Origin of the sequence: Kingella pumchi (genome assembly GCF_022288825.1) — a bacterium.
Taxonomy (GTDB): domain Bacteria; phylum Pseudomonadota; class Gammaproteobacteria; order Burkholderiales; family Neisseriaceae; genus Kingella_D; species Kingella_D pumchi.
Window position 1 is genome coordinate 1,063 of record NZ_JAKOOW010000016.1, and the last position, 380, is coordinate 1,442.

1 pseudogene is annotated in these 380 nt (G+C 51.8%); it reads left to right on the forward strand.

The annotated features are described in order from the left end of the window. Positions 1–41 precede the first annotated feature (41 nt). A pseudogene (locus tag MB824_RS03925) lies at positions 42–380 on the forward strand (hypothetical protein); the annotation flags it as partial.

The following is a 380-nucleotide window of genomic DNA, read 5'->3' on the forward strand; positions in this document are numbered from 1 at the left end:
TAAAGGCGGGGTTTAAGTGTCCTGAAGGCAACGTCTTTTTTTTGACTAAAGTTGAGCAAAAGAAAGATAAAGAAGACAAATCCAAAGACAAAGAGCCGCCCAAACCCGACAAGCCCAAAGACGACGGCAAAGACACATCAAAGCCAAAAGATCCCGCCAAGCCCGACGACGGTAAAGACGGCCCCGATGTATCCGAACTTGACGGCAACAAAGACGGCAAGGACTACAGTAAAGTACTCGGCGACATATCCAAGAGTCTTGAGAACATTCAAGAGAGCCTGAACAAATTCGGTAATGGAAACGGCGGCGGTGGGGGCGGCAGCGGCAACAAAGGCGATCCCAACGGCCACAAAGGCGGCGAAGACACCGGCGAGACCGAC